Consider the following 22,487-nt stretch of genomic DNA (forward strand, 5'->3'; position numbering starts at 1 on the left):
TCATGCCATATTTAATGAAACACTCACCAGTCGCCGCTGCGATTTCGCTGGCGTTGTCGTCAGCGCTATTTACCGCACATGCAGCGGTAATAGATTTTTCTAATTTACCCGCTTCCGGAGCGGTAACGGATTTGCCTGCAGAAATACAGGCGATGATACCTGCAACGGCAAACACGAACTTTAGCAAAAATACCGGCGATCCTAACTATGTCTACCAGTACAGCGCCGTTAATATCCCGATCTACGGAGATGGGATCACCCTCGAAGGGCCTGGGGCGGAAGCCTTTGAGCATTCCGTTACCGTTATTCAGAACTCCACGTCCGGCAGTCCGGGGGTGATATTTGGTGACGATCTGACTATTCGCACCCAGTCAAAAGTGGCTGCCAATAATGGTAAAGACGTCGACGGTATTCGTACTCACGGTATGAACACGCCGGACAACCCGGTATTTATCATTACCGGCGACCGCACCCATATTTACGTTAATGGCCAAAGCGGTGACGGCATCAATGCCGGCTACAGCTCCTTCAGCCAGGGATCGCTTGGCTCCGCCAATATTTATGTGGGGGACGATCTCTATATCGAAACCACGGGCAGCACAGGACGCGGGATTAGCGCCTATGCACTGAATGATGCGTCGAAGGCAAAAAATAACGTTATCGTCGGCGATCGTGCCCATATTGTGACGCGCGGTACCTACGCCGAAGGGATCCGCACCAACCAGAGCGGCTCTTACGTTCGTCTGGGAGATGAGGCGACCATCGAAACGTACGGCACATCGGCCTATGGCCTGTATGCGGGCTCTGCGTCAAAAATTGAGCTAGGCAAAAGCGCGACGATTACCACCGACGCGGCCAGTGCTTCCGGGGTTTATTCTACCGGCTCGTCAACTATCACCCTTGATGAAGGTGCCACTATCACGACCAACGGTGCCAGCGCGCATGGCGTCTATGCTTACACCGGTGCGGTGAATCTGGGAGATAACGTCACTATTGCGGTAAACAGCAGCGAGAAAACCAGCAGCTCTGCGCAAGCGCCGCACGGGATGTATGCCTGGTCACGCGGCGTGATAGCCCTCGCGGGTGGTGCAACCATTACCACCGCAGGCCAACGCGACAACGGTAGCTATGCCCTGAACGCCAGTAACGGCGGGGTAATTGACGCGTCCGCTGGAGGCAAATTCATCCTCAACGGCGATGTCCTTTCCGCGGGCGGCGTCGCGGCCACCAGCACACTTCCCGCACAAAACAGTACCATTACGCTGACGATGGATGACAACTCCTTGTGGAATGGTGCGTCCTTCATTGAGAGCAACGCCGCGGGTACCGGTACTATCGCACTGACGATGAATGATGCCGTCTGGAATCTGCGCGACAACTCCACGCTAACCAGCCTGACGCTGAATGCGGGCGGCACGATTAATTTTCAGCATGCAGAGGACGCGGCGTGGCAAACGCTGACCATCAAGGATGATTTTATCGGCAACGGCGGCAAGCTGGTTTTCAATACCGTCCTGTTTGACGACACTTCGGAAACGGACAAACTGATTGTTGAAGGCAACACGTCCGGTCATACCGGGGTGGAAGTGAACAACATTGGCGGTACTGGCGCACAAACCGTAGAAGGGATTGAAATTGTCAGCGTTGGCGGCAATTCCGATGGCACCTTTGAGAAGGCCAGCCGTATCGTGGCGGGCGGTTATGACTATAACATGGTGCAAAAAGGTAAAAACTGGTTCCTGACCAGCCTGGTTGAGCCCGTTGATCCTGTTGACCCACCGGTCGACCCCGTAGACCCACCTGTTGACCCCGTGGACCCACCAGTCGACCCGGTAGATCCGCCCGTTGACCCGGTGATTCCGCCGCAAGAGCCGGTCCCACCGCCTGCACCACCGAAAAGCGAGCATCAGTATCGCCCGGAATTTGGTAGCTACCTGGCAAACAGCTATGCGGCAAATACGCTGTTTATGACCCGCCTGCACGACCGTCTGGGTGAAACGCAGTACACCGACATGCTCACTGGCGAGCAGAAAGTGACGAGCCTGTGGATGCGTAACGTCGGCGGTCATACGCGTTTCAGAGACGGCAGCGGCCAGTTAAAAACCACCGCCAATCGCTACGTGCTGCAGTTGGGTGGCGATGTCGCCCAGTGGAGCACCGACGGTCTGGACCGTTGGCATCTTGGCCTGATGGCGGGCTACGGCAACAGTCAGAGCCGGAGCGCTTCCAGCCTGACCGGCTACCACTCACGCGGTGAAGTGAATGGCTATAGCGTCGGTCTGTACGGTACCTGGTACGCAAACGACGCGGATAAAAGTGGCACTTATGTTGATAGCTGGGTGCTGTATAACTGGTTCGACAATAAGGTGATGGGACAGGATCAGGCCACTGAAAACTATCGCTCCAGCGGCGTGACCGCCTCTGTAGAAGCAGGCTATAGCGTTAAGGTGGGCGAAAGCGGCCGCAACAGCTACTGGCTCCAGCCGAAAGCGCAGGCCGTTTGGATGGACGTGCAGGCTGACGATCATCGTGAGCGCAACGGCACGCGGGTGAAAGACGAGACTCAGGGCAACCTGATGACACGTCTCGGCGTGAAGGCCTACATCAGCGGACATAACGCGATTGACGACGGTAAATCACGGACCTTCCAGCCGTTTATCGAAGCGAACTGGATCCACAACACCCAGACCACGCGTATCCGCATGGATGACGTTAGCAATGAGATGCGTGGTACGCGCAATATCGGTGAACTCAAGACAGGCGTAGAGGGGCAGATTACGCCGCAGCTTAGCGTATGGGGCAACGTGGCTCAGCAGATAGGCGACAAAGGCTACAGCGATACGCAGGGGATGCTGGGGGTGAAATACAGCTTTAAATAACAATGTTCAAGCCGCTGTTTACTCAGCGGCTTTTTTTGCTTCAGGCGATATCATCGCCGGTGCTGGCCAGGACGATTTCAACTTTACTGGATTTCAGATGATTTTGCAGAGCCGAGCCAGGCATCTCGTCAGTGAAGAGTGCAGTGGCCTGCGCCACGTTGCCAATTTCCACCGCAGCGGAGGCGGTAAATTTCGTATGATCGGCCGCTAAAAGAATGTGCCGGGAGTGGGCGATCATGGTTTTCACCACGCTGGCTTCATTGACGTCAAACTCCATCATCGCGCCGTCGTGCTCAATGGCTCCCACGCTCGTCACGAGATAATCCGCCCGAAAACCAGACACAAACGCCGTCGCCGCAGGCCCGATAATCCCGCCATTGTGCGGGCGCAGCGTGCCACCTGGCACCATCACTTCAAAACGCGGGTTCTTATACAGAATGTGCGCCACCCGCAGGCTGTTGGTGATAATGCGCAGATGATTATGGTTCAGCAGCGCCCGGGCAACGTGCTCTACGGTCGTGCCGATGGTGATGAAGATGGTGGAGCCATCGGGAATATAGTCCGCAATGGCTTCGGCAATCGCTCGCTTCTCTTCGGTAAGCGAGACTTCGCGCTGTTCGAACGCCATGTTCACCACGCTGGACGCCCTGCCCGCCCCGCCATGATGGCGCGTGATCAGCCCCTGCTCGCTCAGCTTGCGGATATCCCGGCGCACCGTTTGCGTGGAGACATCCAGCAGTTGCGCCAGTTCATCAATGTTCATATAGCCGCGATCGGCAATCAGCGTCAGCAGCTGATCGTGACGCGGGTTGCCGGTCAGTTCGGTAAGACTCATGGGCTGTCCTCTGAAAACCATCTCGCCCCGCATTTTATACAAAAAGTGACAAAAAAGAGCGGGTTTGATCACAGTCGGGTATACCTGCACGCCCACCGGGCTTCGTGCATTTCAGCGCTGCGACGGCGCTGGCAAAGCGGACGGCGTCTATAGTGGACGATTGTTGCCCCAGACTGAAAGCCAGCGCGCCATGGAACACGTCGCCCGCCCCGGTGGTATCCACCACGTCCACCTCAAAGCCGGGCTGATGACGCAATGCGCCGTTTTCCAGCCAGAAGCAGCCGTCTCGCCCCTGAGTGACATACACATGTCCATTTGTGAGCGTTTGTGCTTTTTTCAGTGCATCTTCGGTTTTATCCAGCTGCGTTAAACGCCGCAGCCCCGGCGCGGAGAAGGCCGCGTGGTCGCTTAAGGTAATCAGCTCCGCAATATCCTGTGGGGTAACATCCGCATCCAGCAACGTCGGCACACCTTGCTTACGGGCCAGGGTAAACGCCTGTTTCGCCCCGTCATGCCAGCGCACGTCGGCTAAAACAATATCCCACTGCGAGAAGTCGATTTCATGCAGCCAGTGTGCCGCCGCAGGGAGATCGGGGCTGGGGTAGTTGGCAATCACGCGTTCTCCGCCTGCGTCCACCAGCACCGCCGATTGTGACGATCGGGCCCCCTTAAATACGCGGGTGTAACGGGTCTTCACCCCCAGGGATTCCAGCTCCGCGAGCAGCCGTCTGCCGGTATCGTCGTCCCCCACCCGGCCAATAAAATCCACTTCCGCGCCCAGTTTCGCCGCCGCCACAGCCGCAGTTGCCGCCGGGCCGCCCCCCACTTCCGTATAGTCCTTTGCGACATATTTCCCACCTTCCTTTGGTAAGTCATCGAGATACCAGATGCGATCCAGCACGGTAATGCCGACACAAACGATGCGAGCCATGGTGATTCCTTCTGCGATTTCTGATGCTTTCATTTTAATTTCATCAAATGTTTAAAAAGTGACTCGTGTCAATTTTTTGACTATAAATTACAAATACGATCAAAAACAGACAACACAAACGCGCAAAAATTGACACGATGTGACAGGAGAGAGGCATGTCAGCAATCGCATTTATCGGTTTAGGACAGATGGGCGCGCCAATGGCGAAGAATCTGTTGAAACAAGGTCATCAGCTTAACGTCTTCGATGTGAACCCGCAGGCGGTTCAGGCGCTGGTAGAGAGCGGCGCACGGGCGGTGACAACACCCGCGCAGGCCTCCACGGACGCCGAATTCGTCATCACCATGCTGCCAAACGGCGACCTGGTACGCAGCGTGCTGTTTGGCGAGCACGGCGTGTGCGAAGGGTTATCCCGCGACGCGCTAGTCATTGATATGTCCACCATACACCCACTGCAAACCGACGCGCTGATCCGCGATATGGCTGAACGCGGCTTCAGCCTGATGGATGTGCCTGTCGGACGCACCTCAGATCATGCCATCGCCGGCACGCTGCTCCTGCTGGCAGGCGGCACGGCGCAGCAAATTGAGCGCGCCACTCCGGTATTAATGGCGATGGGCAATGAGCTGATTAATGCCGGCGGGCCGGGCATGGGCATCCGCGTGAAGCTTATCAATAACTACATGAGCATTGCCCTGAACGCGCTCTCGGCGGAGGCGGCCGTGCTGTGTGAAGCACTGGGGCTCTCATTTGATGTGGCGCTGAAGGTCATGAGCGGTACGCCTGCGGGTAAAGGCCACTTCACGACCTCATGGCCGAACAAGGTGTTGAAAGGGGATCTTTCACCCGCCTTCATGATCGACCTTGCGCATAAAGATCTGGGGATCGCCCTGGACGTGGCTAACCAACTCCACGTTCCGATGCCGCTGGGCGCGGCCTCCCGCGAGGTTTACAACCAGGCACGCGCCGCCGGGCGCGGGCGCGAGGACTGGACGGCCATTCTTGAACAGGTTCGCGCATCTGCCGGGCTGAAAAAAACACTCTGATACGAAAGGACTGAGGAATGACGATGTACACCCTGAAAGATATCACCCGACCTTCCGGTGGTTTTGCGATGCTGGCCGTGGATCAGCGCGAAGCGATGCGCCTGATGTTTGCTGCAGCAGGCGCGCCGGTTCCGGTAACCGACCAGCACCTGACCGATTTTAAGGTCAACGCGGCAAAAATTCTGTCGCCGTACGCCTCTGCCATTCTCGTCGACCAGCAGTTCTGCTATCGCCAGATTGTCGAGCAGCAGGCTGTGGCTAAAAGCTGCGCAATGATTGTGGCCGCCGACGAGTTTATTCCGGGGAATGGTATTCCGGTCGACAGCGTAGTGATCGACAAGAACGTCGACGCGCAGGCGGTCAAACGCGATGGCGGCAAAGCACTGAAGCTGCTGGTGCTGTGGCGCAGCGATGAAGATCCTCAGCAGCGCCTTGAGATGGTGAAAGCGTTCAACACGCTCTGCCACGATAACGGTCTGCTGAGCATTATCGAGCCGGTGGTGCGTCCGCCACGTCGCGGTGCCGCGTTTAACCGCGAACAGGCGATTATCGACGCGGCCAAAGAGCTGGGCGACAGCGGTGCCGACCTCTACAAAGTGGAGATGCCGCTGTTTGGCAAGGGCACGCAGCAGGCGCTGCTGGCAGCCTCGCAGAAGCTGAATGAGAACATCGCCATGCCGTGGGTGATCCTCTCATCCGGCGTGGACGATAAGTTATTCCCGCGCGCCGTAAGCGTCGCCATGCAGGCGGGGGCATCGGGCTTTTTAGCCGGTCGTGCCGTCTGGTCCTCTGTGATTGGCCTGCCGGACACCGAGCTGATGCTGCGTGATGTTTCCGTACCCAAACTTCAGCGTCTGGGTGAGATCGTCGACGAAATGATGGCTCGCCGTTAAGAAAGGACCCGAACATGAAATGGTTTAACACCCTGAGCCATAACCGCTGGCTCGAGCAAGAGACCGACCGCATTCTCGATTTCGGTAAAAACGCCGCCGTATCGACCGGCTTTGGCTGGCTGGGCAATAACGGCCAGGTGCGTAGCGATATGGGCACGCATCTGTGGATCACCGCGCGTATGCTGCACGTTTACGCGGTGGCGGCGAACATGGGGCGTCCCGGTGCGTATGCCCTGGTTGAGCACGGCATTAACGCCCTGAACGGCCCGCTGCGCGACAAGCAGCACGGCGGCTGGTACGCCTGCGTTAACGATGAAGGCGTGATTGATGCGTCCAAGCAGGGTTATCAGCACTTCTTCGTCCTGCTGGGTGCGGCGAGCGCCGTCACCACCGGCCACCCGCAGGCGCGCAGGCTGCTGGACGATGCCATCGAGGTGATTGAGCGCTACTTCTGGAGCGAACAGGAGCAGATGTGCCTGGAGTCCTGGGATGAAGCCTTCAGCAAAACGGAAGACTATCGCGGCGGTAACGCCAACATGCACGCCGTGGAAGCCTTCCTGATCGTTTATGACGTGACCCACGACCGTAAATGGCTCGACCGCGCCCTGCGCATCGCCTCGGTGATTATTCACGACGTGGCGCGCAAAGGGGAGTACCGCGTTAACGAGCATTTCGACACCAGCTGGAACCCGATCCGCGACTACAACATTGATAACCCCGCCCACCGTTTCCGTGCCTACGGTGGCACGCCGGGGCACTGGATTGAATGGGGCCGCCTGATGCTGCACCTGCGCGCCGCGCTGGAAGCGCGCTTTGAAACCCCGCCAGATTGGCTGCTGGAAGATGCGAAAGGACTGTTCCACGCCACCATCCGCGACGCCTGGGCACCCGACGGGGCCGATGGATTTGTCTACTCCGTGGGCTGGGACGGCAAGCCTATTGTGCGTGAACGCGTGCGCTGGCCAATCGTCGAGGCGATGGGCACGGCCTATGCCCTCTATACCGTGACCGGCGAAGCGCAGTACGAGGCCTGGTATCAGAAGTGGTGGGATTACTGCATCAAGTACCTGATGGATTACGAAAACGGTTCCTGGTGGCAGGAGCTGGACACCAATAACGAAGTGACGACCAAAGTCTGGGACGGCAAGCAGGATATTTACCACCTGCTGCACTGCCTGGTGATCCCTCGCCTGCCGCTGGCGCCGGGCTTAGCGCCTGCCGTCGCCGCCGGATTACTGGACAGCCAGGCCAAATAATTAAGACGGAGTGTTTATGCATACCCTACACAATATTGACCTGAAAAATAACGAAAGTGGCTTCACCCTGCGCTGGCAGGACCGTCTGATTTTATCCCACTCTGCGGATGCCCCTTGCCTGTGGATTGGCGCAGGTGAGGCGGATATCGAGATGTTTCGCGGCAACTTCAGCATCAAAGACAAGCTCAACGAAAAGATTGCCCTGACGAACGCGACCGTCACGCAGCAAAGCGCGGGCTGGGCAATCCGCTTTACCCGCGGCGACGCGGTGAGCGCGACGCTGCTGGTAGGCGTGGATGCGGAAGGCCGTCTGGAGCTGAAGCTGAAAAATGACGCCGCCAGCCATAACCGCATCTGGCTGCGGCTGGCAGCACAGCCTGACGATCATATCTACGGCTGCGGCGAGCAGTTCTCGTACTTCGATCTGCGCGGCAAGCCGTTCCCGCTGTGGACCAGCGAGCAGGGTGTGGGCCGTAACAAGCAGACCTACGTCACCTGGCAGGCCGACTGCAAAGAGAATGCGGGCGGCGACTACTACTGGACCTTCTTCCCACAGCCTACCTTCGTGAGCACCCAGAAGTACTACTGCCACGTGGATAACAGCTGCTATATGAACTTTGACTTCAGCGCGCCGGACTTCCACGAGCTGGCGTTCTGGGAAGATAACGCCACGCTGCGCTTCGAATGTGCGGAAACGTACGTCGATCTACTGGAAAAACTGACCGGACTGCTGGGGCGTCAGCCAGAGCTACCGGACTGGGTGTACGACGGCGTGACGCTGGGCATTCAGGGCGGCACCGAGGAGTGCCAGCAGAAGCTCGACACCATGCGTAACGGCGGCGTAAAGGTGAACGGCATCTGGGCGCAGGACTGGTCCGGCATTCGCATGACCTCCTTCGGCAAGCGCGTGATGTGGAACTGGAAGTGGAACAGCGCGCTCTATCCGCAGCTTGATGCGCGGATTGCGAAGTGGAAAGAGGAAGGCGTGCAGTTCCTCTCCTATATCAACCCGTACGTCGCCAGCGATAAAGATCTCTGCGAAGAGGCGTCGAAGCGCGGCTATCTGACCAAAAACGCCGACGGCAAGGACTACCACGTTGAGTTCGGGGAATTCTACGCGGGCGTTATCGACCTGACCAACCCGGAAGCCTACGACTGGTACAAAGAAGTCATCAAAAAGAACCTGATCGAACTGGGCTGCGGCGGCTGGATGGCCGATTTCGGGGAGTACCTGCCGACCGACACCTTCCTGCATAACGGCGTGAGCGCGGAGATCATGCATAACGCCTGGCCTGCCCTGTGGGCCAAATGTAACTACGAGGCGCTGGAAGAGACCGGCAAGCTCGGCGAGATCCTGTTCTTCATGCGCGCGGGCTACACCGGCAGCCAGAAGCACTCGGTGATGATGTGGGCGGGGGATCAGAATGTCGACTGGAGCCTGGACGACGGTCTGGCGTCCGTCATCCCTGCGGCGCTGTCGCTGGCGATGACCGGGCACGGCCTGCATCACAGCGACATCGGCGGCTATACCACGCTGTTCGAGATGAAGCGCAGCAAAGAGCTGCTGCTGCGCTGGTGCGACTTCAGCGCCTTTACGCCGATGATGCGTACCCATGAGGGTAACCGCCCCGGCGATAACTGGCAGTTCGACAGCGACGCGGAAACCATCGCGCACTTCGCGCGCATGACCTCCGTCTTCACCACCCTGAAGCCGTATATCAAAGCCGCCGTCGCGCAGAACGCAAAAAGCGGCCTGCCGGTGATGCGTCCGCTGTTCCTGCACTACGAGGACGATGCGCGCGCCTACACGCTGAAATATCAGTACCTGTTTGGCCGCGACCTGCTGGTGGCGCCGGTTTATGAAGAGGGGCGCCGCGACTGGTCGCTCTATCTGCCGCAGGACAGCTGGGTGAATGCGTGGACCGGGGAAACCTGCCAGGGCGGTGACGTGACCGTTGATGCCCCGCTCGGCAAGCCGCCGGTCTTCTACCGCCAGCACAGCGAATGGGCAGATCTGTTTAGCACCTTACGTGATATCTGATAAGGCTCGCCCGCAGGGAAACCTGCGGGCAGACGGAGAACAATAATGAGTCAACATACTTCCGATCCGGCAACCCTACGACTGCCGTTTAAAGAAAAACTCGCCTACGGGATGGGCGATCTCGGCTCAAACATCCTGCTGGATATCGGCACGCTCTATTTGCTGAAGTTTTATACTGATGTTCTGGGGCTGCCGGGTACCTACGGCGGAATCATCTTCCTGATTGCGAAGTTCTTTACCGCCTTCACCGATATGGGCACCGGGATCATGCTCGACTCCCGGCGCAGGATCGGGCCGAAAGGGAAATTCCGCCCGTTCGTACTCTATGCGGCTTTCCCGGTGACCTTACTGGCGATTGCCAACTTCGTCGGCACGCCGTTTGAAATCACCGGTAAAACGGTGATGGCGACGGTGCTGTTCATGCTGTACGGCCTTTTCTTCAGCATGATGAACTGCTCCTACGGCGCGATGGTACCGGCCATTACCAAAAACCCGGACGAGCGCGCCTCGCTGGCCGCCTGGCGTCAGGGCGGCGCTACGCTGGGCCTGCTGCTTTGTACCGTGGGTTTTGTTCCGGTGATGAACCTGATTGAAGGCAATGACCAGCTTGGCTACATCTTTGCCGCCACCCTCTTCTCGCTGTTCGGGCTGTTTTTTATGTGGTGGTGCTACAAGGGGGTGACCGAGCGTTACGTCGAGGCGCAGCCCGCTAACCCGGCGCAAAAACCTGGGCTGCTGCAGTCATTTCGCGCCATCGCCGGGAACCGTCCGCTGTTTATCCTGTGCATCGCGAACCTGTGCACGCTGGGCGCCTTTAACGTCAAACTCGCCATTCAGGTCTACTACACGCAGTACGTGCTGAACGACCCGATCCTGCTGTCGTACATGGGCTTCTTCAGCATGGGCTGCATTTTTATCGGCGTCTTTATGATGCCCGGCGCGGTGCGGCGCTTCGGCAAGAAAAAAGTCTACATCAGCGGGCTGACGATTTGGGTGGCGGGCGATCTGCTCAACTACTTCTTCGGCGGCGGCTCGGTGAGCTTTGTGGCGTTCTCCTGCCTGGCGTTCTTCGGCTCCGCGTTTGTGAACAGCCTGAACTGGGCGCTGGTGTCCGATACCGTGGAGTACGGCGAGTGGCGCACCGGCGTGCGCTCCGAAGGGACGGTCTACACCGGCTTTACCTTCTTCAGGAAGGTATCCCAGGCGCTGGCAGGCTTCTTCCCGGGGATCATGCTCACGCAGATCGGCTACGTGCCCAACGTGGTGCAAAGCGCCGGGACGGTTGAAGGGCTGCGGCAGCTGATATTTATCTACCCGAGCCTGCTGGCGGTCATCACCATCGTGGCGATGGGCTGCTTCTATAACCTCAACGAGAAGATGTATGTGCGCATCGTCGAAGAAATCGAACTGCGCAAACGTACGGCATAATGACGTGATAGAGCGCCCTGCGGGGCGCTCTGAGGATCGACCATGACACATAACACTGATCCGTTAACCCTGAAATTGAGCCTGCGAGAGAAGTGCGCCTACGGGATGGGCGATTTTGGCTCGAACCTGATGCTGTGTATTGGCACGCTGTATTTGCTGAAGTTTTATACAGACGAACTGGGCATGCCGGCGTTCTACGGTGGCATTATTTTCCTGGTGGCGAAGTTTTTTACCGCGTTTACCGACATGCTAACCGGCGTACTGCTCGATTCCCGGCGTCACATCGGTGCAAGAGGAAAATTCCGGCCATTCATTCTTTACGCCTCCGTGCCGGTGGCGCTGGTCGCGACGGCGCAGTTTATGGCCAACGACTTTAGCCTGACGGTGAAAACGGCGCTCGCCACCGTGCTCTTCATGATGTTTGGCCTCTGCTACAGCCTGATGAACTGCGCCTACGGTGCGATGGTCCCGGCCATCACCAAAAACCCGAACGAGCGCGCGCAGCTGGCGGCCTGGCGTCAGGGCGGCGCAACGGTGGGGCTGTTACTCTGCACCGTCGGCTTTATGCCCATTCAGGCGCTGTTCGCCCACCAGCCCTCCCTCGGCTATCTGGTGGCCGCGCTGGTGTTCGTCACTGGCGGTCTGTTCTGCATGTGGTGGTGCTACAGCGGAGTTAAAGAACGCTATGTGGAGCTCACACCCGATCACCACAAGCCCGGCATTCTGAAATCGTTCTGTGCGATTTTCCGCAATCCGCCGCTGCTGGTGCTGTGCATCGCCAACCTGTGTACCCTCGCCGCGTTTAACATCAAGCTAGCGATTCAGGTCTATTACACCCAGTACGTGCTGAACGATCTGCATCTGCTGTCATGGATGGGCTTTTTCAGCATGGGCTGCATCCTGATTGGCGTGTTTCTGGTGCCCGGCGCAGTGAAGCGCTTTGGCAAGAAACCGGTCTATCTGGGTGGCCTGGCGCTGTGGGCAGTGGGCGACGTGCTGAATTTCTTCTGGGGGACCAGCTCCCTGCTGTTCGTGCTGTTTTCCTGCATGGCCTTCTTCGGCACCGCGTTTGTGAACAGCCTGAACTGGGCGCTGGTGCCGGATACCGTCGATTACGGCGAGTGGAAAACCGGCATTCGCGCCGAAGGGTCGGTGTATACCGGCTATACCTTCTCGCGCAAAATCTCCGCCGCGCTCGCCGGTTTCCTGCCCGGGATTATGCTGACCCAGATTGGCTACGTTCCCCATGCAGTGCAGAGCGCGGGCACGCTGCTTGGGTTGCGTCAGCTTATTTTCCTCTGGCCGTGCGGCCTGGCGATTGTTGCTGCCGTGACCATGGGGCTGTTTTATAAACTCAACGAAGCGCGCTTCGCCTTTATTATCGAGGAGATTGGAAAACGGAAGAAACAAACCGCGAATACCCCTGAGATAACCACCAACAATAAAGCGTCAGCAGTCACTTTATAACAATAAATCCGGCCACTATGTCCTTCCTGTTTATCAGGAGGGAGGCCTTTCTGTACCTGATACATGGACAAATTATGAAAAGAATCATCACTGTACTGATCGTGTCGTCTGTGTCCTGCCCGGTATTTGCCGGGGCCTATGTCGAAACCCGCGAAGCCTACAATACGGCCTCAGAGCTGCACGAGGTGATCCTGCGTGCGGGCTATAACTTCGATATGGGCGCGGGACTGATGTTCACCAACGCCTATAACGTAGGTAAATGGGATGAACTTAAGCACAGCTATAACGAAATCGAGGGGTGGTATCCGCTCTTTAAGCCGACCGACAAACTCACTTTCCAGCCCGGTGGGTTGATTAACGACAGCAGCGCAGGGTCCGGCGGTGCGGTTTATTTAGATACCAACTACAAATTTACAGACTGGTTTAATCTGACGTTCCGCTATCGCTATAACCATAACAACTACGATACGCCGGACTATAACGGGCAGATGGATAAGAACGACACGCACGAATTTGCCAACTACTGGAATTTCAAAGTGACGGATGCGTTTTTCTACACCTTTGAGCCGCACTTTTTCCAGCGGGTGAATGATTACCACAGCAAAAATGGCAAAGATCATCACTGGGAAATTACCAACAAGTTCAGCTATAAAATCGACAGAAACTGGCTGCCGTACCTCGAACTGCAGTGGCTGGACAGGTGGAATGATTACAACCGGGAGCAGTACCGGATCCGTTTAGGTTTACGGTATTCGTTCTAATAAAAAAGCCGCTGATCGCTCAGCGGCTTTTTCGTTGCCGGGTGGCGCATGCGCTTACCCGGCCTACGGATTAACCGTATTAGTCTTCTTTCGCACCGCGCATAGCACGTTTACGATCGTTCTCGGTCAGGTGACGTTTACGGATACGAATGGACTGTGGAGTCACTTCGACCAGTTCGTCATCATCGATGAATTCCAGAGCCTGCTCCAGAGTCATCTTGATCGGTGGAACCAGAACCGTTGCTTCGTCAGTACCGGACGCACGCATGTTGGTCAGTTTCTTACCGGTCAGGCAGTTTACGGTCAGGTCGTTAGAACGACTGTGAATACCGATGATCTGGCCTTCATAAACCTCAGCACCGTGACCCAGGAACAGCTTACCGCGATCCTGCAGACCGAACAGCGCAAACGCAACCGCTTTACCCTGACCGTTGGAGATCAGCACGCCGTTGTTACGCTGGCCCACTTCACCCGGACGCACGTCGTCGTAGTGGCTGAAGGTGGAGTACAGCAGACCGGTACCTGAAGTCATGGTCATGAACTCAGAACGGAAGCCGATCAGGCCACGGCTTGGGATCACGTAGTCGAGACGTACGCGGCCTTTGCCATCTGGATTCATGTTTTTCAGGTCGCCTTTACGCTCACCCAGAGCCTGCATCACAGACCCCTGGTGCTGCTCTTCAACGTCCAGCGTCACGTTTTCGAACGGCTCTTGTTTACGGCCATCGATTTCGCGGAAGATAACTTTCGGACGGGAAACCGCCATTTCGAAACCTTCACGACGCATGTTTTCGATCAGAACAGACAGGTGCAGCTCACCACGACCCGAAACGCGGAATGCATCAGCGTCTTCGGTTTCTTCAACGCGCAGCGCAACGTTGTGCACCAGCTCTTTGTTCAGGCGGTCAAGGATCTGACGAGAGGTAACGAACTTACCTTCTTTACCACAGAACGGAGAGGTGTTGACGTTGAAGAACATGGATACGGTTGGTTCATCAACGGACAGGGCTGGCAGCGCTTCGACGTTCTGCGGATCGCAGATGGTGTCGGAGATGTTCAGTTCACCCAGACCGGTGATAGCGATGATGTCGCCCGCTTCAGCGATGTCGCTCTCGATACGCTCAAGACCCAGGTGAGTCAGTACTTTACCAACTTTACCGTTACGGGTTTTGCCTTCGCTATCGATGATAGTGACCTGCTGGTTCGGCTTCACTTTACCGCGCTTGATACGACCAATGCCGATAACGCCAACGTAGTTGTTGTAATCGAGCTGAGAGATCTGCATCTGCAGGGTGCCGTCGAGATCGACGTTTGGCGCAGGAACACGGTCAACAATCGCCTGATACAGCGGGGTCATGTCTTCAGCCATGTCTTCGTGGTCCAGACCTGCGATACCGTTCAGCGCAGAGGCGTAAACGATAGGGAAGTCCAGCTGCTCGTCGGTCGCGTCGAGGTTAACGAACAGGTCGAATACCTGGTCAACAACCCAGTCAGGACGCGCGCCAGGGCGGTCAACTTTGTTGATAACAACGATTGGCTTCAGACCATGGGCAAATGCTTTTTTGGTCACGAAGCGCGTCTGTGGCATTGGGCCATCCATTGCGTCAACGACCAGCAGAACGGAGTCTACCATGGACATTACACGTTCAACTTCACCACCGAAGTCGGCGTGCCCTGGGGTATCAACGATGTTGATACGGTAGTCATTCCATTTAATCGCGGTGTTTTTCGCGAGGATGGTAATCCCACGCTCTTTCTCCAAATCGTTGGAGTCCATCACGCGTTCTTGGGTTTCGGCACGCGCATCAAACGTACCGGATTGCTGCAGCAGCTTATCGACCAGGGTAGTTTTACCATGGTCAACGTGCGCGATGATGGCGATGTTACGCAAATTTTCGATCACAACTTTGCCTCAGGCATTTAGAAATAGCGCGTTATTGTACACGGATTAATCGCACTACAAAACAGGATCACAAACATCCCCCGCAAACAAGTATTGCAGAGATGCTTTGTGATCGCTTTCACGGAGCGGTAAAAGGGCACTTTAACGTAAATTGCACCAATATGGTGCTCAATGTTCACATTGAAGCACTATACTGGTGCAACAAATCCATCGTGGTGCAGCCCTTTTGCACTATGGTGCGCATGATAACGCCTTTTTGGGGTGTTTTAAAAGTTGGCACAGATTTCGCTTTATAAAAAATACATGGCACCAGCCAGTACAAACAGAAATTGAAGACCTCGTTACCACGACGACAATGACCAATCTGGAGAGTTAAGTATGTCCGCTGAACACGTTTTGACGATGCTGAACGAACATGAAGTGAAGTTTGTTGATCTGCGCTTCACCGATACCAAAGGTAAAGAACAGCACGTCACAATCCCTGCTCATCAGGTGAACGCCGAATTCTTTGAAGAAGGCAAAATGTTTGACGGCTCCTCCATTGGTGGCTGGAAAGGCATTAACGAATCCGACATGGTTCTGATGCCAGATGCGACCACTGCGGTCATTGATCCGTTCTTCGAAGAACCTACCCTGATCATCCGTTGCGACATCCTCGAGCCAGGCACCCTGCAGGGCTACGACCGCGACCCACGTTCCATCGCGAAACGCGCTGAAGAGTACCTGCGTTCTACCGGCATCGCAGACACCGTTCTGTTCGGGCCAGAGCCAGAGTTCTTCCTGTTCGATGACATCCGTTTCGGTGCGTCTATTTCTGGCTCACACGTGGCTATCGACGACATCGAAGGCGCATGGAACTCCTCCACCAAATACGAAGGTGGTAACAAAGGTCACCGTCCAGGCGTGAAAGGCGGCTACTTCCCGGTTCCTCCGGTCGACTCTGCACAGGACATTCGTTCCACCATGTGTCTGGTGATGGAAGAGATGGGCCTGGTTGTTGAGGCGCACCACCACGAAGTGGCGACGGCGGGTCAGAACGAAGTGGCTACCCGCTTCAACACCATGACCAAAAAAGCGGACGAAATTCAGATCTACAAATACGTTGTGCACAACGTTGCGCACCGTTTCGGTAAAACTGCGACCTTCATGCCAAAACCAATGTTTGGCGACAACGGTTCCGGTATGCACTGCCACATGTCTCTGTCCAAGAACGGCACCAACCTGTTCTCTGGCGACAAATATGCCGGTCTGTCCGAGCAGGCGCTGTATTACATTGGCGGCGTAATCAAACACGCTAAAGCGATCAACGCCCTGGCGAACCCAACCACCAACTCCTACAAGCGTCTGGTCCCGGGCTACGAAGCGCCAGTGATGCTGGCCTACTCTGCGCGTAACCGTTCTGCTTCTATCCGTATCCCGGTGGTGGCGTCTCCTAAAGCGCGTCGTATCGAAGTGCGCTTCCCGGATCCAGCGGCTAACCCATACCTGTGCTTCGCAGCACTGCTGATGGCCGGTCTGGACGGTATCAAGAACAAGATCCACCCGGGCGAAGCGATGGACAAAAACCTGTACGACCTGCCGCCAGAAGAAGCGAAAGAGATCCCACAGGTTGCTGGCTCTCTGGAAGAAGCCCTGCAGGCGCTGGACGCAGACCGCGAGTTCCTGACTGCAGGTGGCGTATTCACTGACGACGCTATCGATGCTTACATCGCGCTGCGCACTGAAGAGAACGACCGCGTGCGTATGACTCCGCATCCGGTTGAGTTCGAACTGTACTACAGCGTTTAATTAAGTTGTTTTACCCGGCGTGACAAGCGCCGGGAGTAGTTGCCGTGGAAACTTTTAGCCCATCTCCGGATGGGCTTTTTTCTCCACCAACAATCTGATCTCACGCGCTTTTGACGCCGAAAACGCTATACTGCACTAAATTAGTGCAAATGACTCCAGGAGACTGCTGAATGGCAACTGGCACGCTGCCCGATGCTGGGCAGATCCTCAATTCTTTGATTAACAGCATTTTGCTGGTCGATGACGAGCTGGCCGTTCATTACGCCAACCCGGCGGCACAGCAGCTGCTCGCCCAAAGCGCACGTAAACTGTTCGGCACCCCACTTCCGGAACTCCTGAGCTATTTTTCGCTGAATATTGGCCTGATGCAGGAAAGTTTACAGGCAGGCCAGGGTTTCACCGATAACGAAGTGACGCTGGTGATCGACGGGCGTTCGCACATTCTGTCGCTGACCGCGCAACGTCTTCCCGAAGGCCTGATCCTGCTGGAAATGGCGCCGATGGATAATCAGCGCCGACTGAGCCAGGAACAGCTTCAGCATGCACAGCAAATTGCCGCCCGAGACCTGGTGCGCGGTCTGGCGCATGAAATCAAAAACCCGCTGGGCGGATTACGCGGTGCGGCGCAGCTTCTGACCAAGGCGCTGCCCGACCCTGCGCTGGCGGAGTACACCAACGTCATCATTGAGCAGGCGGACCGTCTGCGGAATCTGGTTGACCGCCTTCTCGGGCCACAGCAGCCGGGAATGCACGTCACAGAAAGCATCCATAAAGTGGCTGAACGGGTGGTGAAGCTCGTCTCGATGGAGCTGCCAGAGAACGTCACGCTGGTACGTGATTACGACCCAAGCCTGCCGGAACTGGCCCATGACCCGGATCAGATTGAGCAGGTCCTGTTGAACATTGTGCGCAATGCCCTGCAGGCGCTGGGGCCTGACGGGGGCGAGATTATTTTACGCACCCGTACCGCCTTCCAGCTCACGTTACACGGCGTGCGCTACCGGCTTGCGGCCCGAATCGACGTCGAGGATAACGGGCCCGGCATTCCATCGCATCTTCAGGACACCCTGTTCTACCCGATGGTCAGCGGTCGCGAAGGCGGAACCGGCCTGGGCTTATCCATTGCCCGCAGTTTGATCGATCAACACTCTGGAAAAATTGAATTTACCAGTTGGCCGGGACATACCGAGTTTTCGGTTTTCCTGCCGATTAAAAAATAAAGGTGACGTTTATGCAACGAGGGATAGTCTGGGTAGTCGATGACGATAGCTCCATCCGTTGGGTGCTTGAACGCGCGCTCACGGGGGCGGGATTAAGCTGCACGACGTTTGAGAGCGGCAGCGAAGTGCTCGACGCACTCACCACCAAAACGCCCGATGTTCTGCTGTCGGATATTCGCATGCCGGGCATGGACGGGCTGGCGCTGTTAAAGCAGATCAAACAACGCCACCCTATGCTTCCGGTCATCATAATGACGGCACACTCCGATCTGGATGCCGCGGTGAGCGCCTATCAGCAAGGGGCATTCGATTATCTGCCAAAACCGTTTGATATCGACGAGGCGGTGGCGCTGGTCGAGCGCGCGATTAGCCATTATCAGGAGCAGCAGCAGCCGCGCCACGCGCCCGATTTTGGGCCAACCACCGACATCATCGGCGAAGCGCCGGCGATGCAGGACGTCTTTCGCATTATTGGCCGTCTGTCCCGCTCGTCCATCAGCGTCTTGATTAACGGCGAATCGGGAACCGGTAAAGAGCTTGTGGCGCATGCGCTGCATCGCCACAGCCCCCGGGCAAAAGCACCGTTCATTGCCCTGAATATGGCGGCGATCCCGAAGGATTTGATTGAATCCGAGCTGTTCGGGCACGAAAAAGGGGCGTTTACCGGCGCAAATACCATTCGCCAGGGGCGCTTCGAACAGGCAGACGGCGGCACGCTGTTCCTGGATGAGATCGGCGATATGCCGCTGGATGTCCAGACCCGTCTGCTGCGCGTGCTGGCGGACGGACAGTTTTACCGCGTGGGCGGCTATGCGCCGGTGAAGGTGGACGTGCGTATTATCGCCGCGACCCACCAGAACCTGGAGCAGCGCGTGCAGGAAGGCAAATTCCGTGAGGATTTATTCCATCGTCTGAACGTCATTCGCGTTCATCTGCCGCCGCTGCGTGAACGCCGGGAAGATATTCCCCGCCTGGCGCGCCATTTCCTGCAGGTAGCCGCCCGCGAGCTGGGTGTGGAGGCCAAGCAGCTTCACCCGGAAACCGATGCTGCCCTTACGCGCCTGGCGTGGCCGGGCAACGTGCGTCAGCTGGAAAACACCTGCCGCTGGTTAACCGTGATGGCCGCCGGGCAGGAAGTGCTGATTCAGGATTTACCGGCCGAGCTGTTTGAAGCGACCGCGCCTGAAAGCAGCACCGGGCATGCTTTGCCGGACAGCTGGGCAACGCTGCTGGCGCAGTGGGCCGACCGCGCGCTGCGTTCCGGTCATCAAAACCTGCTGTCTGAAGCGCAGCCTGAGATGGAGCGTACGCTGTTAACTACCGCGCTTCGTCATACGCAGGGCCACAAGCAGGAAGCCGCTCGCCTGTTGGGATGGGGACGCAATACCCTGACGCGCAAGCTGAAAGAGCTGGGAATGGAGTAATATCCGCGCTTGTGTAAAGGTTATTAATTGAGCGCAAATTGCCGTTATTTTGCGCTTTACTGTTCCGATGAGTTTTGTATGATCGTGCCCGGAAATTGGGGGTGAACATCATGCTGGAAACATTCGTGAATATGCTCTCTAGCGGAGCCGCTGAAAGCCACACGCCACAAACCGCCGTTGCGGCGGTGCTGTGCGCGGCGCTGGTTGGGCTGTTTAGCTAGCGAGTTGGCGATGAAAAGCCGGGTGGCGCTTCGCGTTCCCGGCCTACATTTCGCACTTTTGTAGGCCGGGTAAGGCGAAGCCGCCACCCGGCATTGCAGTTTAAATCACCCGCGAGAACTGCTGCATACGCGCTTTCTGACGCAGATACGCGTCGAAGCACATGCAGATATTGCGGATCAACAGACGCCCTTTTGGCGTGACCTCAATCGCGCTCTCCGACACATCCACCAGCCCGTCTTTCGCCAGCGGCGCCAGCAGCTTCAGGTCTTCCGCGAAATAATCGCTGAAGTTCAGCGCCCACTGCGCTTCCACGTCGCTGAAATCGAGACGGAAGTTGCAGATAAGCGCCTTAATCACATCGCGGCGGATACAGTCATCGCGCGTTAATGCGATGCCGCGCCACAGCGCGTTACCCGTCTCATCAACCTGCTGGTAATACAGCTTCAGTTCTTTCTGGTTTTGCGCGTAGCAGTCGCCGATCATGCTGATGGCGGAGACGCCCAATCCCAGCAAATCGGTATCGCCCTGGGTCGTGTAGCCCTGGAAGTTGCGGTGCAGGACCCCTTCGCGCTGAGCGACCGCCAGTTCGTCGTCCGGACGGGCAAAGTGATCCATGCCGATAAACTGGTAGCCGGTGTCGGTCAGCGAGGTGATGGTTTCCTGCAGGATATCCAGCTTCTGCTGGGCAGAAGGCAGATCGGCATCTTTGATTTTACGCTGGGCGGCAAACAGCGTCGGCAGATGCGCGTAGTTAAAGACGCTCAGACGGTCCGGGTTGAGTTCGGCCACGCGCTTCAGCGTGAAGGCGAAGCTTTCCGGCGTTTGCTTTGGCAGGCCATAAATCAGGTCAATATTGGTCGAGGTGAAGCCAATTTCACGCGCATGGTTGAGTAAGGCAAAGATAAAGTCTTCGTCCTGCTCGCGGTTCACCAGACGCTGAACCTCTTTATTGAAATCCTGCACGCCCATGCTCAGGCGGTTGAAGCCTTCGGCGCGTAAGTGATCGAGGACACCCAGCTCAATTTCACGCGGATCGACTTCGATCGAGATTTCTGCGTCGTCGTTAAAACTGAAATTATCGCGCAGAAGCGTCATCAGGCGGCTGATTTGCGCTTTATTCAGATAGGTTGGCGTACCGCCGCCCCAGTGCAGCTGGCTGACGTGACGGCCTTTGAACAGCGGCGCGCGATGCACAATTTCCTGTTCGAGCGCGTCAAGGTACTGGTCGGCTTTATGCTGCTGGCGGGTCACGATTTTATTGCAGCCGCAGAAATAGCAAAGCTTGTGGCAGAACGGAATATGGACGTAGAGCGACAGCGGACGCTCAGGATAGCGCGCAACAGCCTGCTGAAAATCCCCCTCGCCGAAGGCATCGGAGAACTCCAGCGCGGTGGGGTATGACGTATAACGCGGCCCGGAATAGTTATATTTCTGGATTAGGGCCAAATCCCAGTCGATAGTTGGTGCTGACATGCTCACTCCTTCCGTTGGTGTCGCGTTCGTATACGGCGGCCCGTTCTGACCCCATTGCGGGCCATCATTCGGGTGCGCAGCCACTTCTGTCGCCGCGACAACCGCCGTAGTTTAACGAATAACCACACCAGATAACATATAACCGGAAGGGTTATAAGCAGGACTATCGTGCCTGCCGGGTGCAAATGTTAGTTTCCACCCTTCAGAAGACGCATCATATCTTCCTGCTTTTCGTCTTCTTCTTCGTCGTCTTCATCATCATAAGACAGACCCAGCTTCTGCATCAGCTCGTCGATGCGATCCAGTTTGGCATCCACCCATGACTGCTCTTCAGCGGTCAGGGTTTCACCCTCTTCAAGACGTTCCAGCAGCGCATCCAGGCGCTCATCGTTCTCCAGCAAATCCAGCTCAGCCTGCGGTGAAAGCATAGGTTTCTCGCTCTTTGGTTTGTGCTGCTTAGTGACCGGGGTGTCTGTCACGCCCAGTGGAATGGGAGTTTTACTGCCGATACGAGGATCTTTCTGCTGTTTGCCTTTTGCAGAAGCGCCCGCTGCACCACCACCGTTGGCACGGCTACCCGCAGCATGACCGCGATGTTTTTTGTCGCGTTTGCGGTCGCGCGCTTCCTGGTTCAGTTCTTCGCGCGTTTTGCGGCGTGCTTTTGCAGGGCGTTTCGCGCCCGCAGCGGAGGTTGGTTTTTTCATGATGTTTTATCTTTAAGTCGTTTTCTTCAGTATAGAATTGCGGCGAAATCTAGCAGAAAGCAAGCAAAGAAAAAAGGCGACAGAGCAATCTGTCGCCTTTTTTCCTGACTCACAACCCTTAGCGGGTCAGACATTCCATGTTTGCCAACAACAAACCCTGTTTATCCCTTGGCTAATACCGTCCGTGATACGGTTCCATTTCCTGTTAAAACGCCT

At 56.5% G+C, this 22,487-nt stretch carries 17 protein-coding genes; 12 read left to right on the plus strand and 5 right to left on the minus strand.

Annotated elements, in window-relative coordinates:
* The first annotated feature begins 2 nt into the window (after positions 1 to 2).
* Positions 3 to 2,879: an autotransporter outer membrane beta-barrel domain-containing protein gene (locus KGP25_RS24050; protein WP_223539712.1), complete on the plus strand. Its 2,877-nt coding sequence runs from the start codon at positions 3 to 5 to the stop codon at positions 2,877 to 2,879.
* A 40-nt stretch (positions 2,880 to 2,919) separates the two neighbouring features.
* Here KGP25_RS24050 and KGP25_RS24055 read toward each other — a convergent pair whose 3' ends face one another.
* Together KGP25_RS24055 and KGP25_RS24060 are read right to left on the minus strand one after the other, a co-directional pair.
* On the minus strand, positions 2,920 to 3,714 hold the full coding sequence (locus KGP25_RS24055) for a DeoR/GlpR family DNA-binding transcription regulator (RefSeq protein WP_069719770.1): 795 nt from the start codon (positions 3,712 to 3,714) through the stop codon (positions 2,920 to 2,922).
* A gap of 34 nt (positions 3,715 to 3,748) precedes the next feature.
* Positions 3,749 to 4,645, minus strand: a complete 897-nt coding sequence (locus KGP25_RS24060; RefSeq protein WP_223539713.1) for a sugar kinase — start codon at positions 4,643 to 4,645, stop codon at positions 3,749 to 3,751.
* 155 nt (positions 4,646 to 4,800) lie between these two features.
* On the opposite strand from KGP25_RS24060, the gene yihU reads away from it, so the two are divergent.
* The 7 genes from yihU (at position 4,801) to ompL (ending at position 13,537) form a co-directional block, all read left to right on the plus strand.
* The gene (yihU, locus tag KGP25_RS24065) at positions 4,801 to 5,691 is read left to right on the plus strand and encodes a sulfolactaldehyde 3-reductase (RefSeq protein WP_223539714.1); all 891 of its coding nucleotides are present in this window, start codon (positions 4,801 to 4,803) and stop codon (positions 5,689 to 5,691) included.
* A gap of 17 nt (positions 5,692 to 5,708) precedes the next feature.
* Positions 5,709 to 6,584: a sulfofructosephosphate aldolase gene (gene yihT / locus KGP25_RS24070; protein ID WP_048028354.1), complete on the plus strand. Its 876-nt coding sequence runs from the start codon at positions 5,709 to 5,711 to the stop codon at positions 6,582 to 6,584.
* Positions 6,585 to 6,598: 14 nt separating this feature from the next.
* Complete coding sequence (yihS, locus tag KGP25_RS24075; protein WP_223539715.1) at positions 6,599 to 7,840, plus strand: sulfoquinovose isomerase; 1,242 nt, start codon at positions 6,599 to 6,601, stop codon at positions 7,838 to 7,840.
* A gap of 16 nt (positions 7,841 to 7,856) precedes the next feature.
* Positions 7,857 to 9,881 carry an alpha-glucosidase gene (locus tag KGP25_RS24080; RefSeq protein WP_223539716.1) on the plus strand — a complete coding sequence of 675 codons (2,025 nt, stop codon included), beginning with the start codon at positions 7,857 to 7,859 and terminating at the stop codon, positions 9,879 to 9,881.
* A gap of 45 nt (positions 9,882 to 9,926) precedes the next feature.
* Positions 9,927 to 11,309 (plus strand): MFS transporter, encoded by a 1,383-nt coding sequence (locus KGP25_RS24085; RefSeq protein WP_223539718.1) that lies wholly within the window; start codon positions 9,927 to 9,929, stop codon positions 11,307 to 11,309.
* A 42-nt stretch (positions 11,310 to 11,351) separates the two neighbouring features.
* Positions 11,352 to 12,776, plus strand: coding sequence for an MFS transporter (locus tag KGP25_RS24090; protein ID WP_069719765.1), 1,425 nt, complete (start codon positions 11,352 to 11,354; stop codon positions 12,774 to 12,776).
* A 74-nt stretch (positions 12,777 to 12,850) separates the two neighbouring features.
* Positions 12,851 to 13,537: a porin OmpL gene (gene ompL / locus KGP25_RS24095; protein ID WP_003861929.1), complete on the plus strand. Its 687-nt coding sequence runs from the start codon at positions 12,851 to 12,853 to the stop codon at positions 13,535 to 13,537.
* A 79-nt stretch (positions 13,538 to 13,616) separates the two neighbouring features.
* Here the strand turns inward: ompL and typA are convergent, their stop codons facing one another.
* On the minus strand, positions 13,617 to 15,440 hold the full coding sequence (gene typA / locus KGP25_RS24100; protein WP_023331638.1) for a ribosome-dependent GTPase TypA: 1,824 nt from the start codon (positions 15,438 to 15,440) through the stop codon (positions 13,617 to 13,619).
* Between the two features lie 378 nt (positions 15,441 to 15,818).
* Between typA and glnA the strand changes: the two genes are divergently transcribed.
* From glnA to KGP25_RS24120, 4 genes are all read left to right on the plus strand, one after another.
* A complete protein-coding gene (glnA, locus tag KGP25_RS24105; RefSeq protein ID WP_008501856.1) occupies positions 15,819 to 17,228 on the plus strand; it encodes a glutamate--ammonia ligase in 1,410 nt (469 codons plus the stop codon).
* A gap of 170 nt (positions 17,229 to 17,398) precedes the next feature.
* A complete protein-coding gene (gene glnL / locus KGP25_RS24110; RefSeq protein WP_032644301.1) occupies positions 17,399 to 18,448 on the plus strand; it encodes a nitrogen regulation protein NR(II) in 1,050 nt (349 codons plus the stop codon).
* 11 nt (positions 18,449 to 18,459) lie between these two features.
* Positions 18,460 to 19,872, plus strand: coding sequence for a nitrogen regulation protein NR(I) (glnG, locus tag KGP25_RS24115; RefSeq protein WP_023309765.1), 1,413 nt, complete (start codon positions 18,460 to 18,462; stop codon positions 19,870 to 19,872).
* A gap of 110 nt (positions 19,873 to 19,982) precedes the next feature.
* A complete protein-coding gene (locus KGP25_RS24120; protein ID WP_032622955.1) occupies positions 19,983 to 20,093 on the plus strand; it encodes a YshB family small membrane protein in 111 nt (36 codons plus the stop codon).
* A 100-nt stretch (positions 20,094 to 20,193) separates the two neighbouring features.
* Here KGP25_RS24120 and hemN read toward each other — a convergent pair whose 3' ends face one another.
* Both hemN and yihI read right to left on the minus strand, forming a co-directional pair.
* Entirely contained in the window at positions 20,194 to 21,567 is a 1,374-nt protein-coding gene (gene hemN, locus KGP25_RS24125) for an oxygen-independent coproporphyrinogen III oxidase (RefSeq protein ID WP_048226815.1), read from the minus strand.
* Between the two features lie 188 nt (positions 21,568 to 21,755).
* Positions 21,756 to 22,271 (minus strand): Der GTPase-activating protein YihI, encoded by a 516-nt coding sequence (yihI, locus tag KGP25_RS24130; protein WP_014885763.1) that lies wholly within the window; start codon positions 22,269 to 22,271, stop codon positions 21,756 to 21,758.
* Positions 22,272 to 22,487: the final 216 nt, after the last annotated feature.

It is taken from the genome of Enterobacter sp. JBIWA003 (assembly GCF_019968825.1).
Taxonomy (GTDB): Bacteria; Pseudomonadota; Gammaproteobacteria; order Enterobacterales; family Enterobacteriaceae; genus Enterobacter; species Enterobacter quasiroggenkampii.